Raw genomic sequence first — 16,394 nt, forward strand, 5'->3', positions numbered from 1 at the left:
CCTCCCAGCCGCCTGTTTTAACAGTTTAAGACAACTACGTCAGTTATTATACCAAAGAAAATCGCTTCACACAACAAATCGAAATTATTTTACAATTAGAGGGTTTCCCTCTTCTTTCGTGGGAATTCCTATGATATAATAACCTCACGCCGCAAACCGGCGATGGGTGTCTCTTTTCTGGCTTGCGATTTATGCAGCTTGATATCTTCGCAAGGGAGTGAACGGATTGAATTTACTTTCCAAAATGGAACCCAGCGAAAATGTGATTTTAAAAGCATTTCTTTATAGTCTGGGGTTAGCTCTGCTGATTTTTCTGCCATTTATACTGGTAGACAGCGGCTATTTTTTATTTTACGGAGATTTTAACGTACAGCAAATTCCCTTTTACCGCATGTGCCACGATGCCATTCGCAGCGGTGATTGGAAATGGAGCTGGACGACAGACCTGGGCGCTAATTTTGTGGGCTCTTATTCCTTTTATCTGTTAGGCAGTCCTTTTTTCTGGCTGACATTGCCTTTTCCCAGCAATGCCGTTCCTTATCTGATGGGGCCGCTGCTGATTTTGAAATTTGCCTGCTCGGGGGCCTCAGGCTGCCTGTACCTGAAACGGTACGTTAAAGATCCGCAATTTGCCGTGGCGGGAGGAATGCTTTACGCATTCTCGGGGTTTTCTGTTTATAATATCTTTTTTAATCATTTTCACGAAGCGATTATCGTTTTCCCGCTGGTTCTTTGGGCCATGGATGAATACATGTACCATCGGCGGCGGGGACTGTTTGCAGTCACGGTATTTGCCAGCTGTTTTTTAAATTATTACTTTTTTGTGGGACAAGTCACCTTCTGCATTTTATACTGGCTGGTACGGGCTTTCTGCGGCAGCTGGAAAATCACAGCAAAGGACTTTCTGCTGTTGCTGCTTGAATCAGTGCTGGGCGTGGCAATGGCCGGTGCCTTGCTGGTTCCCACCATTTTCACCGTGGTGCAAAACCCCCGGGTGGACAATCCACCAGACGGCTGGGGGGCGCTTTTATATGGCTGGAACCAAAGATACCTTCATATTTTACAGGCATTTTTCTTTCCGCCCGATATTCCCGCCCGGCCAAACTTCACACCCAATTCCGAAGCGAAATGGGCCTCGCTGGGGGCATGGCTGCCTTTATTCAGCATGACCGGGGTTTTTGCTTTTCTGCAAAACCGCCGCAGACATTGGCTGAAAAAACTGCTGGGCATTCTATTTGTGATGGCTATGGTTCCGATTTTAAACTCGGCGTTCCAACTGTTTAACTCTTCTTATTATGCCCGCTGGTTCTATATGCTGGTGCTGATGATGTGCCTTGCCACATTGCTGGCTCTGGAGCGGGAAAGCAGCGATTGGCGGCGAGCTGTTCGGTGGGTTACCGGAATCACCTTGGGCATCGCTTTGCCCATCGGCCTGATTCCTCAATCCAAAACCAACAATGGTACTACCACACGCACCTTTGGTCTGGAGGAATATCCCACACGATTTTGGGCTTATGTGGCAATCTCACTGCTCAGCCTTTTGCTGCTGTGCATTGTCTTGAAAGCCTACCGCCGAAACCGTCCTTTGTTCCGGAAAAAAATGATGGTTGGAATCGCCGTAATATCTTTCCTTTATTCTATTTATTTTATCTCTTTGGGGAAAACCCAATCGGAGGATGTGCGAAAGCATCTGATTCCTTATGCCCTGAACGGAGGCGCAGAGCTTTCTGTACCGGATTTGCAGAATGTCCGCTCCGATTTTTATAACTCCATGGATAATCAGGCCATGTACTGGCAGATTCCGACCATACAGGCCTTTCACAGCATTGTGCCCGGTTCTATCATGGAGTTTTACCCCACCATCGGCGTCTCGCGTGATGTGGGTTCCCGCCCGGATACCAAAACCTATGGACTGAGGGCATTGACCTCTTGCCGATGGCTGTTTGACGACACCCACGACGACAACTATTTTGGCGGAATGGATCGGATGAATCCCGAAATGCCCGGCTGGCGCTATTGGGGTACTGAAAACGGATTCGATATCTGGGAAAACCAATACTATATTCCGTTGGGGTTTGGCTATAATTCTTATATAACCCAAGAGCAGTATGACGATCTGCCGGAAAATCAGCGCAGCCTCGTTCTGCTGCACGCTCTGGTGCTGTCAGAAGAACAAATCAAGACCTATGGCTCTTTGCTTTCCCCTTTGGAGCCCAATGAACTGTTTTTCGATTATGAAGAGTATTTTGAAATTTGTCAGGAGCGTCAGGAAAGTGCCGGAACCGGCTTTACCCGTGATAATTCCGGTTTCTCTCTGCATTATTCATCGGATCAGGAACGACTGGTCTTTTTCAGCGTCCCCTATGAAAAGGGCTGGAGTGCCACGGTTAACGGACAGCCGGCAGCCGTGGAAAAGGTCAGCGTGGGCTTTATGGCCGTGCGGGTTCCCGCCGGGGAATCGGAAATTCGATTTGATTACAGCACCCCGGGCCTGAGCGAAGGAATCCTGTTATCCGGCGGGGCACTGCTGCTTCTGGTGCTGTATCACCGCCTGACGGTGCGTGCGGATCTTCGAAAAAAAGAATCTCATAAAAGAAAAATCTACCGGATCAAAGCTCCGGTAACCGAACCAGCCCCAGAGGAAGGGACTGCCAAGGAGGAATTATAATGTCTATCGTATACCTTGTCGTACCCTGTTACAACGAAGAGCAGGTATTGCCGGAAACAGTCAAGCGGCTGACTGCAAAGCTGACCGGCATGATGCAAAGCGGAATCGCAGCCCCCGAAAGCCGCATTTTATTTGTGGATGACGGCAGCCGGGATAAAACCTGGGAGCTGATAGAAGGTTATCATCAGGAAAACCCCATGGTGGGCGGCGTAAAGCTGGCTCATAACCGGGGGCATCAGAATGCACTTTTGTCCGGACTGATGACCGCACGAAAGTATGCCGACTGCGCCATCAGCCTGGATGCCGACTTGCAGGATGATATTGAGGTACTGGATCAGTTTGTACGCCAGTTTCAAAACGGCTGCGATGTGGTTTATGGGGTACGCAGTAAACGGGACACAGACACATTCTTTAAAAAGAACACTGCCCTGGCTTTTTATCGTCTGATGAAAATGCTGGGTGTGGACTTAGTCTATAATCACGCCGACTATCGCCTGATGAGCCGGCGTGCGCTGGATGCTTTGGCCGATTACCGAGAGACCAACCTGTTTTTGCGCGGAATTGTGCCGCTGATTGGCTTTCAAAGCGGAACCGTCACATATGAGCGCCACGAGCGCTTTGCCGGGGAATCCAAATACCCGCTGAAAAAAATGATCTCGTTCGCAATGGACGGAATTACCTCTTTTAGTGTGAAGCCGCTGAAAATCATTGCCAATCTGGGAATTCTTGTTTCCTGTTTCAGTATTCTCGGCCTGCTGTATGCTCTTGTTTCTTATTTTACCGGGAACGCCGTAGCCGGCTGGACCGCCATCATCTGCTCCATTTGGCTGCTGGGCGGAATTCAGCTTCTCTGCATTGGTGTGGTGGGAAGCTATATCGGAAAAATTTACAACGAAGTAAAAGACAGACCACGCTTTTTAATTGAAAAAGAGCTTTAAAAAACACATTTTTTGATTCTGATAAAAGCGCCTTTTGGCAAAAAATCAAAAGAAAAAATCCCCCGACAGATTGCGTTGGATGAAACCAACATCGTTCTGCCGGGGGATTTCTTTTTTCTCTTCCGGAATGGAATATTAAATTTTGCGCAAAGTATTGACAATTCCTTTTGATGCGTTTATCATCATATAATAATTAGCTCTAATTCTAGTTACTCGAATTAGAGCCAATTCATTTTTTTATTCAGGAGGGATTCTTTTGACAGGGCCAAACTGGCAGCCACCTTTGTGCCTGTGCCTGGATTTTATTGCACATCAGCTGGAAGTACGCCAAAATTCTTATCTAGCTCAATTTGGAATCACCAGCAGTCAGGCCAAAGTACTGCTTTTTTTATTGGTTCATGAACAACAGGAAATTTTTCAGAAGGACTTGGAAACCGTGTTTTCCATGCGCAGCTCAACCATTACCAGCATTATGGGTTATCTGGAAAAAGGCGGCTTTGTGGTTCGCACCCCCTGTTCTCAAGATGGCCGAGCCAAACGCATTGCTATCACAGAAAAAGGGAAAGCCCTTCGCGGCATTATAGATGCCATGCTGCTGGAAAATGAACAGCAGTTTTGTAAGGCTTTAACACCGGAGGAAAGCGTTATGCTGAAAGCCCTTTTGAAAAAAGCAGCAACCACTTGTTTCCCCCACCCGCATTCCCACAACGCTTTTCATGGTCATAACCACCCAAAAGCGTGTCAGAAAGAAGGAACTATATGCTCAAACAACTAAACTCTTTGCTGGGCGAATACCGGCTCTATGCCATTTTATCGCCACTGCTGATAGCCGGAGAGGTAATGATGGAAATTGCCATCCCTTTTGTCATGGCGAATATGCTGGACAACGGCGTACTTGGCAGCGGCGGAATCTCTTACACCGTTAAAATGGGCTGTCTGATGATTTTGATGGCTGTGATTTCGCTGATTTTCGGCGCATTATCCGGTCGCATGGCAGCCAAAGCCAGCACCGGACTGGCAGCCAACATCCGCAACGCACTGTTTGATCAGGTGATGAATTTTTCGTTTTCCAATGTGGATAAATTCTCCACTGCATCTCTGATTACCCGGCTGACCTCAGACGTGACCAACGTGCAGAATGCTTTTATGATGATCATTCGCATGGGAGTCCGTGCGCCGATTATGCTGATAGGCGCCACCACCATGGCCGTCTTGATCAGCCGAAACCTTTCTTTGGTGTTCCTGATAGCCATTCCGATTCTTGGCGTAGCATTATTTTACATTATTAAAAATGGGTTTCCCCGCTTTCAGCGCATGCTGACCCATTATGACACCATGAATGCCTCTGTGCAGGAAAACCTGATTGGCATCCGCGTGGTGAAAGCATTTGTACGGGAAGATCACGAAACCAAAAAATTCACTGACAATGCGCAGACTTTGCGCCAAGCCCAGTTCTTTGCGGAAAAATTGATCATCCTGAATATGCCCATTATGCAGCTAACCATTTTCGGCTGTATTGTAGCAGTCGTCTGGTACGGTGGAAATCTGGTGATTGGCGGCGGACTGGAAATTGGGCAGCTTTCCGCCTTTTTGACCTATAACTCCCAGATTTTAATGTCCTTGATGTTTTTATCCATGATTTTTATTATGTGCGTCCTGTCTCGGGCTTCCGTAACCCGTATTCAAGAGGTTCTGAACGAAATCTCTGATATCCGTGATGCAGCCGACAGCTCCCCCTGTCCCAAAGACGGCTCTATTGAGTTTGTAAATGCATCCTTTTCTTATGGAAGCGAAAAAGACAATTTGACACTGGAAAACATCAACCTCAACATCCGCTCCGGCGAAATTGTGGGCATCATCGGCGGAACCGGCTCAGCCAAATCCACTTTGGTGCAGCTAATCCCCCGCCTGTATGATTTGTCCGGCGGGCAGCTTCTGGTGGGTGGCCATCCGGTCAAAGAGTATGCTCTGGATACCCTGCGCGGCTGTGTTTCTATGGTGCTTCAAAAGAACGTTCTGTTTTCCGGCACCATTCGGGAAAACCTGCTTTGGGGAAATCCCGACGCCACACAAGAAGATTTGGATCGTGCCTGTCAGGCTGCCCAGGTCAAAGAATTCATTGATAAATTCCCAGATGGCTATGAAACCCTTTTAGAACAGGGTGGAACCAATTTATCCGGCGGACAAAAGCAGCGCTTATGTATTGCCCGGGCTTTGCTCAGTCAGCCAAAAATTATTATTCTGGACGATTCCACCAGCGCTGTGGACACCGCTACAGACGCAAAAATTCGCGAAGGAATGCGCCAAGAGCTGAAAGGTACCACCGTATTGCTCATTGCGCAGCGCATTACTTCTGTTTGTGACGCAGATAAAATTATCGTAATGGATAACGGAACCATCAACGCGGTGGGAACTCATGAAGAACTGTTACAAAGCAATGAAATTTACCGTGAAGTGTACGAATCCCAGCAGAAGGGAGGGCTGCCCCAATGAGCACCTCTTCCAAAGTGAAAAAATCACAGCTTCCGCCTGTAAAACCAAGAAACACCGGTAAAACTCTGCGCCGTATTTTCAGCTATCTGGGTCAATACCGAATGCTTTTGGTGTTCGTGGTTCTGGCAATTCTAATCAGTTCCGGCGCCCAAATTTTTGGCAACGCCATGCTAAAAACCATTATTGATGACTGTCTTACCCCCATGGTGCAAAATTACAGTGACGACCTGATGCAAAAATTCCTGCGTTTGGTGCTGACTATGCTGGGCATTTTTGTACTGGGTGCTATCTGTTCGTATTTGTACAGCTATATCATGCTGAAGATTTCCACCAGCACGCTGTACCGAATTCGAGTGGATCTATTTACGAAAATGGAAAAGCTGCCCCTTCGCTATTTTGATTCCAAAACCCATGGCGAACTGATGAGCCGCTTTACCAATGATACCGATGCATTGCGTGAAATGCTGACCAACAGTGTTACCAGCTTTATTTCTTCCATTATCACAGTGGTAGGCATTTTCTGTATGATGTTTTATTACAGCTGGCAGCTGACCCTGATGGTCATCGTGATGTTGATTGTGATGATCAATGTCATTCGGGTGATCGGCGGAAAAAGCGGAAATTATTTTAAAAACCAGCAGGAAGCACTGGGTAATGTCAACGGATTCATAGAAGAAATGATTGAAGGGCAGCGGGTGGTCAAGGTATTTCGCCATGAGCAGGCCGCCCGCGAGGACTTCCGCCAGATTAACGAAAACCTTCGGGATTCTGCAGATAAGGCCAATACCTTTGCCAACATTCTAATGCCCATTATAAGCAACCTGGCAAACCTTCAATACGCACTCACTGCCATCTTGGGCGGTATTCTGGCCATTGCCAACATTCTGACGTTGGGAACCGTAGTGGTATTTATGCAGTTTACCCGCAGCTTTTCCATGCCGCTGGCTCAAATGTCCCAGCAGCTGAATGCGGTTTTAAGCGCTTTGGCCGGTGCAGAACGCATTTTTGCACTCATTGACGAGGAACCGGAAATTGACGACGGCTATGTCACTTTGATAAATGCCCAGGAAGATGCAAACGGCAATCTGACCGAATGCGGCCAGCGCTGCGGCCAGTGGGCCTGGAAGCATCCCCATCAAACAGATGGAACCATCACCTATCACAAAGTTGAGGGCAGAGTAGACTTTGACCATGTAGTGTTTAGCTATGAAGAAGGCAAACCCGTGCTCAATGATATTTCGCTCTATGCGAAACCCGGTCAAAAAATTGCCTTTGTCGGCTCTACCGGTGCGGGCAAGACCACCATCACAAACCTAATCAATCGATTTTATGAAGTGCCTGACGGAAAAATCCGGTATGACGGCATTAACATCAGCAAAATCAAAAAAGATGACCTGCGCCGCTCTTTGGCCATGGTATTGCAGGACACCCACCTGTTTACAGGAACTGTGCTGGATAACATCCGCTATGGACGGCTGGACGCCACTGATGAAGAAGTGATAAACGCCGCCAAACTGGCAAATGCCGATTCCTTCATCCGGCATTTGCCCCAGGGCTATCACACCCGGCTGACCGCCGATGGCGCCAATTTATCTCAGGGGCAGCGGCAGCTGTTGGCGATTGCCAGAGCAGCCGTGGCAGATCCTCCCGTTTTGATTTTGGATGAAGCGACTTCTTCTATTGATACCCGAACTGAAAAACTGATTGAAAAGGGTATGGACAGTTTGATGAGCGGGCGCACCGTATTTGTGATCGCTCACCGCCTTTCCACAGTACGCAATGCAGATGCGATTATGGTATTGGAGCATGGAAGAATTATTGAACGCGGAAATCATGAGGAACTTCTGGCGATGAAGGGCAAATATTATCAGCTTTATAACGGAATGTTTGAGCTGAGCTGATGCTAACCACCTAAACAGCATACTATAGTAAAAAAGCAGTTGTGTTTTTATGACACAACTGCTTTCTTTTAAACAAGACAAAATAAAAAGAGTTATCGAGCATCTTATGAGCCGTATCATTCAATATGGTGATAGTGTTATTCTTTTACATGCTTCTTTAATTTAAATTTCAAGCATTTATTTTGCAATATAATAAAGACAGTCCAACGCAAGTTATTATGCCAGTGTAAGTGTATCAGTTACCCCAAGGTGAAAAATAAATGGGTTGATTGCGGTGCAATTATTCAGTTGGAGTTGTCGTAACTGTTTTAGAGAAAGAATTCAGTTAGAAAATAGGTGATATGAATGCATTTAGAAAAACATAAAAAGTTAAAAGGTTCTTGTGCAAGAATAATAGTTTCCAGTTTATCATTTACCATTGTTTTATTTTCTTTCAGTTCCTGCAACACTCAAAACAGCTTCGAAAAGAATGATGCAGAAACTCATTTATCAGAGGCAATGGTAAACACGTTTTCCTTTGATTGGTTTGACGAGTGCACTTATTTACAAGATCTTGCTGAAATGACTACAGATAAATCCAAAGAAAAATCCCCCGATTATTTGGTGGGCTATCTGGAAAGCAATAAATCCGCTCGCGAAAATTATTTAAAAGTCATTTACACCAGTCAAAAAGGATTGCAAAAAAAACTGATTACAGATGATACCAAAGAAAAACTGGATTTATACCGGACAGCGAAATCAGACTATTTACAGAAGCTGAAAAAGCAAATCGAAACAGAAAACCAAATTCCACAAGAAGAAGCCTTTCAAAGCAATACGAAAGAATTGGCTGTTTTAATACCTTACATCAATATCAATGCCAATGAATTAAGAAAGTCAGAAGAAGCACAGGCCTTTCGGGAAAACCTGGAAAAAGCCACACAGTATCTGAAAGATGCTTTTCCGGACACTTCTTTCGAAGAGGAATTTCCCAGCGCATCCTCGCTGAGCTAACCGTTATAAAGAAAGCCTGGAACACAGAAAGCCGATAAAATCCGAACAAGAGCCACGGGACGATGCTGTTCCCGCGGCTCTTGTGATACACGTTTTAGAGGAAAAAGCCTTTTAACCCAAAACCGGCGGACAGCCAAAGCTGCCCGCCGGTTTCTTTATCGTTTGCAAATACGCATACAAATCAGCCGATAAACTGCTGAGTCCAATAACTTCCGTCAGCCACATAGCCCACGCCGATCTCTGTAAAAGAGCTGTTCAGAATGTTGGCTTTGTGTCCGGGGGAATTCATCCAGCCCTGCATGACAGCTTCGGGGGTACGGTAACCCATGGCGATGTTCTCGCCGGCGGTGCGGTAAGAAATCCCGAACTGCTTCATCATGTCAAAGGGAGAACCATAAGTGGGGCTGGTGTGAGAAAAGTAGTTGTTATCGCGCATATCCTGAGACTTGGCTCTTGCCACGTCAGACAGCTTCAGGTTCATGGTCAAAGGTTTCAGTCCGGCCTTCGCACGCTCCTGATTCACCAACTGAACAACCTGTTCCTCAAAAGTCAGGCTATCCGCCGGCTTGGAAGAAGAGGGGGTGCTGGTTTCCGGTTTGCTGGAGGAAGGAGTGCTGCTTTCCGGAGCGCTGGAAGAAGGCTTGCTGGAAGACGGTGCACTGGATTCCTGCTGGCTGGAAGAAGAACCGGAGTTAGAGGAAGAACTGGATTCGGAAGAACCGGGCTCTTTAGAAGAAGCGGAAGAAGAAGATTCCGAAGAGGAAGAGCCCGGCTTCTGGCAAGCATTCTTCAGGCTGTCAGGCAGCTGAATTCCGCACTGCTTGAGCAGCTGCTGGAAGCAATCCGGCAAAGCAGACTGAGTGACATTTGCAACCGAAGGGGTGCTGGTGCCGTTAACCTGCTTGCAGGAAACCTGATTCAATACCTTAGAAAGATCCGGAACGGCGGCCACCGTAGAGCAATTTTTGCTGGTTGCTGCCTTGGTCGCTGTGGTGTCACAATTCTGGCTAGTTGTTTTTTTGGTGCTTTCCACTGCTTTAGAACCGGCAGTTGTGGTATCACAATTCTGCTTTTCACTTCCTGCTGCAATTTTCGCAGCCTGAGAAGTTGTGGTTTTTGCGGTGCTGTTAAACGCATCATTTACAATACTTTGAAGCCATCCGGAATTGTTGGCAGATTGGGCATTCCCTGTGGATGCTGTTGGGCAAGACACGGCTGTGCTGGCAGGCAGATCTGTTTTTTGAAAGGCAACCGCCGAGGCCGTCACCGTGGATCCCACTGCAACCACCAGGGCCGCCGCGCATATTCTGCGTAGTTTCATAGTATGTACCTCCTTGTAATAACTTGTAATAATTGTAACATTGTTGTAACATATTTCAAGTTGTAAATAATGGTATTTCTTTTGCCGAATCATACTTTGACAAAAACGGCCGGAAAATTCCATTTTTTCAAAGGGGGCCTTTTTCTTTTTCTTTGCCCTTCCCTTTGCCCAAATGTAAGCCAGACGGGGGTTTCAATAAGGGGCGGTTTTCTTTTACCCAATCTTATTTTTATTTTGAGTGGAAAATCATTACAAAAGCCACTGATAAAAATGTAAGAAAACAACTTGTCGATTTTCCCTGTTTTTTACTTTTTTGCTCCTTTTTTAGAGAAGAAAAGGATTTACAGCGCCTGATTTTGTTACAGAAAAGCTTCACTCAAAACCCGATGAACTATTTTCAAAAGAATTGTCACCCTATGAGGCTGTGAATATCGTAAAAGGATTTAATAAACTTGACGATTTATTTCTATTAAGAAAAGAATCAATTAAAGCAGCCGAGAAATATCGTCTGTCTTCCGATATGGCTTTTGGGATCTTTTCAAATTCTTTATCACTTTTCATGATAACCATGGTGCCAAACAAAGAATATTCCTTTGGGCGACTTTATGCTTGCTTGTTTTTCGCGGCAATCATAATTCTTTCCCGGGATTTTCATCAGCTTATCTTTACAAGATATCCCAAAATAAAACACCAAACCTTTGCTATTGTCTGTGTGTAAATAATGCTAAATCCTGTATCTTTTGGCATTTCGCTTTATCCCTGCATTCCTTTTCGATATAATGAAATTATTATCTGAAGGAGGGACTCTTGTTTATGCAGGAATCTTATTTTTTATTTGACTTAGACTCTACCATTACTTTAACGGAAATCCTGCCTTTATTGGCTGAACAAATTGGACTGGATGAAAAAATGACAGAAATCACCGACCAAGCTTTGCGTGGCAGGCTGCCCTTTGAAGAAAGCTTTCGTCTTCAGGTGGAACTGCTTCGGCAACTTCCTATAAATACTGCCCAGCAAATAATCTCCGAAATTCCCGTCAATGAACAGTTGGCCGGGTGGATTCGCGATCACAAAGAACAATGCTTTATTGCCACAGAACACCCCGACGTATGGATTGAGCCGCTGTTGACCCGGCTACATATGGAAGGACGCTGCTTTTCTTCAAAAACAGTGATTCAAAACGGATATATCGAAAAAATCGCATACTATCTCAACAAAGATGAAATTATTCCCCACTTTCCTTGCCCGGTTGTGGCTGTGGGTGACGGTGCCAACGATGCCGGAATGATCCGGCTTGCAAACATAGGAATCGGATTTGGCGGTGTTCGGCCCATCGCCCCCGCTATTCGGGACTGTGCTGATTATTCCGTTTTTGAAGAAAAACAGCTGTGCCGCCTTTTGGATGAACTGTGCCCTGCCAAACCTGTTTCGACTGCTGTGGATATTTTTTCTGCTGTATTTTAGAAGGAACATAAAAAAACAAAATAGATGCTTGTTCTGTTTTCCCAACTATGGCGAAAAAACGAAAATGGAATCAACTCCCCCTAAACGAGAAAAGAACTAAAAGAGCAATCGTTTCTTTTGCCAAACAACTAGCACAATCAGTCGACTGAGCCATCAAATTGGTGTTTTCAAAAAGTAATTATTCAAATTACGGTTATTGATAACACATGTGATTGATACAAACCCTTTCCCAGAAATCAGAACCACCCGTAAAGCGGGTGGCTTGCACAAGCCCGAAAAGGGCATGAGATTGCCGGCGTCTAACTAACGCTGGATTTTGTTTTGAACTGCTATTTCTGGAGCTGATTTTAAAACTACGAATGGAAGATTCCCCTCATTCTTTTATAATCATTTTATTAAGAGAAAAACCACACTGCAAACGGCCTAAACGCCGTTGTCAGTGTGGTTTTATATGTTCACGAAGCAGAAACTTGTCTCTTTCTGATTTATTGCTGCTGTGGAACCGAAGAAGCTTCTTCCTGTTCTGCTTTGGCTTTTTCCTGCTGCGCCAATAATTGTTTGCGGATTGCTTCCCGCTCCCGTGTCAGTTCCTTGACCAAATCTCCAAAAGCCCACTCCCGGTTCATATCGGTGACAACCGCTTTCATGGCCTTATTGCGGGAATCTGCTGTTTGCAGCCGGTTAAGCACATCGTCCAACCGATTGCGGGTAAAACCCGAAAACACCATCGCGCTGTGTTCCGGAACCTCGCCGGTATATTCTTTCCCTTCTATGGAACCGGAAACCAGATTCCCCACGGTTTCCCCCACCTGATCCGCCGCAACATATCGACAGGAAGCTCCTGCGCGGCTTACCGCCTCTGCAATGGCTTTTCCCAGTTCCGTATCTTCCTCCAGACGATACAGCAGAACGACCTCTTTTACCACTCTTGCTTTCATATTTTTTCTCCGGCGCAGCTTTTGCGCCTCTCCTTTCTTTTTTGTAAATCCGAGCCTTGCTTGCGTTTTTGCAAATGATAAGAAATCCGCACCAGAAGCTGATCCGGCACGATTTTTTGAAGCACCCTGGCCGCCTGCATCATGGTGCCGGGAACGATCACCGGCTGGCGCGAAAACATTTGCTGAATGGCGATCATAGCCACCCGCTGACTGGACATGCTTTTGACGCTAAAGTGTACATCTGCCACCTGATCAAATTCTGTTTTTACCGGGCCGGGGCACAAAGCGCCAATATAGACGCGGCTTCCCCTACGCCGCAATTCTTCTGACACTGCCTGAGTCAGCCGCAGAACATAGGCCTTTGAAGCATAATAAGAAGAAAGCAAAGGGCCGGGCAAAAACGCCGCACTGGACGATACATTCAAAATGTAACCCGAATCCCTTTCAATAAAATCCCGCACAAACAGCTTGGTTAAAATATGCACTGCCCGAATATTCACATCAATCAGTTCCAGTTCCCGATGCAGATCTGTTTCTGCAAAAGAACCAAACAACCCAAACCCCGCATTGTTAATCAAAATATGGATACGTTCATTTTTGACCTGCTCGTATAAATCAAAGCATGCCTGTTCCTGGCTTAAATCAGCACAGATGACCGTAACGTTGGTTGGCAGCTGTTGCTGCAGTTCTTTCAGCCTGTCCCTGCGCCGGGCCACCAAAATTAAATCATAACCCCTGCGGCTTAAAATCCTTGCCATGTCCCGCCCAATCCCTGAGCTTGCGCCTGTTATCAGTGCTTTCATAGCCGATTTCCTTTCCTTATCCATTGGCACAGCCATAAATTTTTCAATCGTTCTTATTATATCCGAAATTTTCCAAATCGCCAACGACATTTTGAAAGAAAAAACAGGCCGGCTCCCCAAAAGGAACCGGCCTGCCGTGTTCATCTAAGAATTGGTCTTACTACGCTGATTTTTTGTTTGAGAATAAGCTCGTAATATTTTTATAAATTTCCATCGCAACCAAAGGCACTAAGGACAGTCCGATGACCCAGCCCCAAGCATCCATATGCATATGATCTACCTGGAAGATATCGTTGATGGAGGGAACCAACAGAACAACCAGCATCAGCGACAGGGAAGCAAAGAAGGCACCGATCATGTGCTTGTTGGTATGGAAACCAACGCGGAACAGCGAATGGCTGGAACGAATATTGAACGCATGAACCAGCTGCGAAATTGCCAAGGTGGCAAATGCCATGCTCTCACCCAAAAGGATGTTGATTTCACCGGGAGTAGTCATTACACGGCTGCCCACATAGTAAGCAATCAGAGTAACGGTACCGATAATCAGGCCTTGGCAAACGGACAATATTCCTACACCGTTCGCAAAAATACTCTCGCTTTTTGCACGGGGCTTGCGTTCCATAACATCAAACTCCACAGGCTCCACACCCAGAGCCAACGCCGGCAAACTATCGGTTACCAAGTTAATCCACAACAGCTGAATCGGCATCAAGGGGGATTCTTTCCACAGCAGCATTGCCACAAAAACGGTCAAAACCTCACCCAGGTTGCAAGACAACAGGAACTGAACGGCCTTGCGGATATTATCATAAATACCGCGGCCTTCCTTTACCGCCGTTACAATGGTGGCAAAGTTATCGTCTGTCAAGGTCATTGCAGCAGCGCCTTTGGCCACGTCAGTACCGGTAATACCCATGGCGCAGCCGATATCCGCTGCCTTCAGGGCAGGCGCATCGTTCACGCCGTCACCGGTCATGGCAACTACCTGGCCATGATCCTGCCATGCTTTTACAATTCGAATTTTATCCGAAGGAGTAACACGGGCATACACCTTGTATTTTTCGATGTTTGCTGCGAGCTCTTCATCGCTCATCGCCTGCAGCTCAGTGCCGGTAACAGCCTTCTCGCCTTCGCGCAGAATTCCCAAATCGCGGGCAATGGCAGAAGCCGTTACCACGTGGTCACCAGTAATCATAATGGTTTGAATACCAGCCTGATAGCACTCTGCAATCGAGCCTTTTACTTCCTGTCTGGGCGGATCAATCATACCAACCAGGCCAACCAAGGTCAGGCCCTGCTCCAACTCAGCAGCAGTATATTCTTTGGGCTCTTCCGTAAGAATCTTGCTGCCGATGGCAAGCACACGCAAAGCATCCTGACCCATTTGCTCATTGGCACGGGTAGCCGCCTCAACATCACCAGTGACACAGCGGCCAAACAAGATATCCGGCGCACCCTTTACAATGACAACAATTTTCTCGTCCATCCGGACAACTGTGGTCATCAACTTACGGTCGGAATCAAAAGGAACTTCTCCAATTCGCGGCGCGGTCTGCTCCAAATCTTTCTTATGAATCCCGTTGCGCAGCGCACATGCCACAATCGCCGTTTCGGTGGGATCGCCCAAATGCTTCTCGGTTCCGTCTTCTTCAACCCGAACGGTTCCGTCGGTGCAAAGAGTTCCCAAACGCAGAAGAGACAACGTTTCTGCAGAAAGATCGGAATCCAGCGGAACAATTCCCTGCTTTTCGGTATATGCCTTCACCAAAGTCATACGATTCTGGGTCAGAGTACCGGTTTTATCCGAGCAGATAACCGAAGTGCTGCCCAATGTTTCAACTGCGGGCAGCTGACGGATAATGGCGTTTTTAGCCACCATGCGCTGTACACCGATGGCAAGCACAATGGTAACGATGGCGGGCAAGCCTTCCGGAATCGCCGCAACAGCCAAAGATACCGCTGTCATGAACATTTCCAGAATGTCCAGTCCGTCAATCAGGCCAATAACAAAAATAACCGCGCAGATTCCCAATGCCAAAAAGCCCAGATATTTACCAAGCTGTGCCAATTTAATCTGCAAAGGGGTCATTCCATCTTCTTCTTCATCCAGCAATGCAGCAATCTTGCCCATTTCGGTTTCCATACCGGTGCCGATTACCACAGTACGGGCATTTCCGTAAGAAACCGCACATCCGGAATAGACCATATTAAAACGGTCGCCCAAAGGCGCATCGCCCTTTACTTCATTGGTTACCAATTTATCCGCAGGTACGGATTCACCGGTTAAAGCCGCTTCATCGCATTTCAGGCTGGAACTTCGAATCAAGCGACAGTCCGCAGGAACAAAATCCCCGGCTTCCAGCTCGACGATATCGCCGGGCACCAGATGGCAAGAGGGAATGTGCTGCACTGTTCCGTCACGCAATACTTTCGCATTGGGAGCGGTCATATTCTTCAGCGCTTCCAGTGCGGCTTCCGCCTTGCTTTCCTGAACCACGCCCAAAACACCGTTAAGTACAACGATCAGAATAATCACGATCGGTTCAATCCACTCCGGCTCAAGACCGTGCATCGTGTTATAAACACTTAATACGACAGAGATTAAAGCAGCAATCAGAAGAATGATGATCATAACATCCTTCATCTGATCCATAAACCGCTGGAAAAAAGTACGAGGGAGTTTCTCTTTCAGCTTATTCAGGCCATGCTTTTCCAGGCGGGCCTCCGCCTCGGCAGTGGTCAAACCAAGCTTAAAGTCCGTTCTCAGGGTTTCCTGAATTTTTTCTAGAGCTTCAGCGTGCCAATTCATTCTTAGATGTCAACCTCCAATATTTTGTATTTGACCGTTCCCTCCGGGTACAGTCAGACGAAA

At 46.7% G+C, this 16,394-nt stretch carries 11 protein-coding genes; 7 read left to right on the forward strand and 4 right to left on the reverse strand.

Going from position 1 to position 16,394, the window contains the following annotated elements; all coding sequences use genetic code 11:
- The first annotated feature begins 226 nt into the window (after positions 1-226).
- The 6 genes from C1A02_RS09770 (at position 227) to C1A02_RS09795 (ending at position 8,993) form a co-directional block, all read left to right on the forward strand.
- Positions 227-2,668 (forward strand): YfhO family protein, encoded by a 2,442-nt coding sequence (locus C1A02_RS09770; protein WP_101698047.1) that lies wholly within the window; start codon positions 227-229, stop codon positions 2,666-2,668.
- A complete protein-coding gene (locus C1A02_RS09775) occupies positions 2,668-3,606 on the forward strand; it encodes a glycosyltransferase family 2 protein (RefSeq protein ID WP_101698048.1) in 939 nt (312 codons plus the stop codon). Before C1A02_RS09770 ends, C1A02_RS09775 begins: the two co-directional genes overlap by 1 nt.
- A 256-nt stretch (positions 3,607-3,862) precedes the next feature.
- Positions 3,863-4,381, forward strand: coding sequence for a MarR family winged helix-turn-helix transcriptional regulator (locus C1A02_RS09780; RefSeq protein WP_164997189.1), 519 nt, complete (start codon positions 3,863-3,865; stop codon positions 4,379-4,381).
- Entirely contained in the window at positions 4,366-6,099 is a 1,734-nt protein-coding gene (locus tag C1A02_RS09785) for an ABC transporter ATP-binding protein (protein ID WP_101698050.1), read from the forward strand. Before C1A02_RS09780 ends, C1A02_RS09785 begins: the two co-directional genes overlap by 16 nt.
- The gene (locus C1A02_RS09790) at positions 6,096-8,000 is read left to right on the forward strand and encodes an ABC transporter ATP-binding protein (RefSeq protein ID WP_101698051.1); all 1,905 of its coding nucleotides are present in this window, start codon (positions 6,096-6,098) and stop codon (positions 7,998-8,000) included. Before C1A02_RS09785 ends, C1A02_RS09790 begins: the two co-directional genes overlap by 4 nt.
- A gap of 561 nt (positions 8,001-8,561) precedes the next feature.
- Positions 8,562-8,993: a hypothetical protein gene (locus tag C1A02_RS09795; protein WP_129588159.1), complete on the forward strand. Its 432-nt coding sequence runs from the start codon at positions 8,562-8,564 to the stop codon at positions 8,991-8,993.
- Positions 8,994-9,174: 181 nt separating this feature from the next.
- Here C1A02_RS09795 and C1A02_RS09800 read toward each other — a convergent pair whose 3' ends face one another.
- Entirely contained in the window at positions 9,175-10,314 is a 1,140-nt protein-coding gene (locus C1A02_RS09800) for a CAP domain-containing protein (protein WP_101698053.1), read from the reverse strand.
- Positions 10,315-11,127: 813 nt separating this feature from the next.
- On the opposite strand from C1A02_RS09800, the gene C1A02_RS09815 reads away from it, so the two are divergent.
- Positions 11,128-11,778, forward strand: a complete 651-nt coding sequence (locus C1A02_RS09815) for an HAD-IB family phosphatase (protein WP_101698056.1) — start codon at positions 11,128-11,130, stop codon at positions 11,776-11,778.
- Positions 11,779-12,263: 485 nt separating this feature from the next.
- Here the strand turns inward: C1A02_RS09815 and C1A02_RS09820 are convergent, their stop codons facing one another.
- The 3 genes from C1A02_RS09820 to C1A02_RS09830 all read right to left on the reverse strand — a co-directional run bounded on the left by C1A02_RS09820 (position 12,264) and on the right by C1A02_RS09830 (position 16,331).
- Complete coding sequence (locus tag C1A02_RS09820; RefSeq protein WP_101698057.1) at positions 12,264-12,716, reverse strand: DUF3783 domain-containing protein; 453 nt, start codon at positions 12,714-12,716, stop codon at positions 12,264-12,266.
- Positions 12,713-13,519 carry an SDR family NAD(P)-dependent oxidoreductase gene (locus C1A02_RS09825; protein ID WP_101698319.1) on the reverse strand — a complete coding sequence of 269 codons (807 nt, stop codon included), beginning with the start codon at positions 13,517-13,519 and terminating at the stop codon, positions 12,713-12,715. Before C1A02_RS09825 ends, C1A02_RS09820 begins: the two co-directional genes overlap by 4 nt.
- 160 nt (positions 13,520-13,679) lie before the next feature.
- Positions 13,680-16,331, reverse strand: coding sequence for a calcium-translocating P-type ATPase, PMCA-type (locus C1A02_RS09830; RefSeq protein WP_101698058.1), 2,652 nt, complete (start codon positions 16,329-16,331; stop codon positions 13,680-13,682).
- Positions 16,332-16,394: the final 63 nt, after the last annotated feature.

This window comes from Clostridium minihomine (genome assembly GCF_900240385.1).
Lineage (GTDB): Bacteria > Bacillota > Clostridia > Oscillospirales > Acutalibacteraceae > Faecalispora > Faecalispora minihomine.

Coding starts and splice junctions, on each gene's coding strand:
- C1A02_RS09775 (WP_101698048.1), top strand. CDS start 2,668: ATGTCTATCGTATACCTTGTCGTACCCTGTTACAACGAAGAGCAGGTA.
- C1A02_RS09785 (WP_101698050.1), top strand. CDS start 4,366: ATGCTCAAACAACTAAACTCTTTGCTGGGCGAATACCGGCTCTATGCC.
- C1A02_RS09790 (WP_101698051.1), top strand. CDS start 6,096: ATGAGCACCTCTTCCAAAGTGAAAAAATCACAGCTTCCGCCTGTAAAA.
- C1A02_RS09795 (WP_129588159.1), top strand. CDS start 8,562: ATGACTACAGATAAATCCAAAGAAAAATCCCCCGATTATTTGGTGGGC.
- C1A02_RS09800 (WP_101698053.1), bottom strand. CDS start 10,314: ATGAAACTACGCAGAATATGCGCGGCGGCCCTGGTGGTTGCAGTGGGA.
- C1A02_RS09815 (WP_101698056.1), top strand. CDS start 11,128: ATGCAGGAATCTTATTTTTTATTTGACTTAGACTCTACCATTACTTTA.
- C1A02_RS09820 (WP_101698057.1), bottom strand. CDS start 12,716: ATGAAAGCAAGAGTGGTAAAAGAGGTCGTTCTGCTGTATCGTCTGGAG.
- C1A02_RS09825 (WP_101698319.1), bottom strand. CDS start 13,519: ATGAAAGCACTGATAACAGGCGCAAGCTCAGGGATTGGGCGGGACATG.
- C1A02_RS09830 (WP_101698058.1), bottom strand. CDS start 16,331: ATGAATTGGCACGCTGAAGCTCTAGAAAAAATTCAGGAAACCCTGAGA.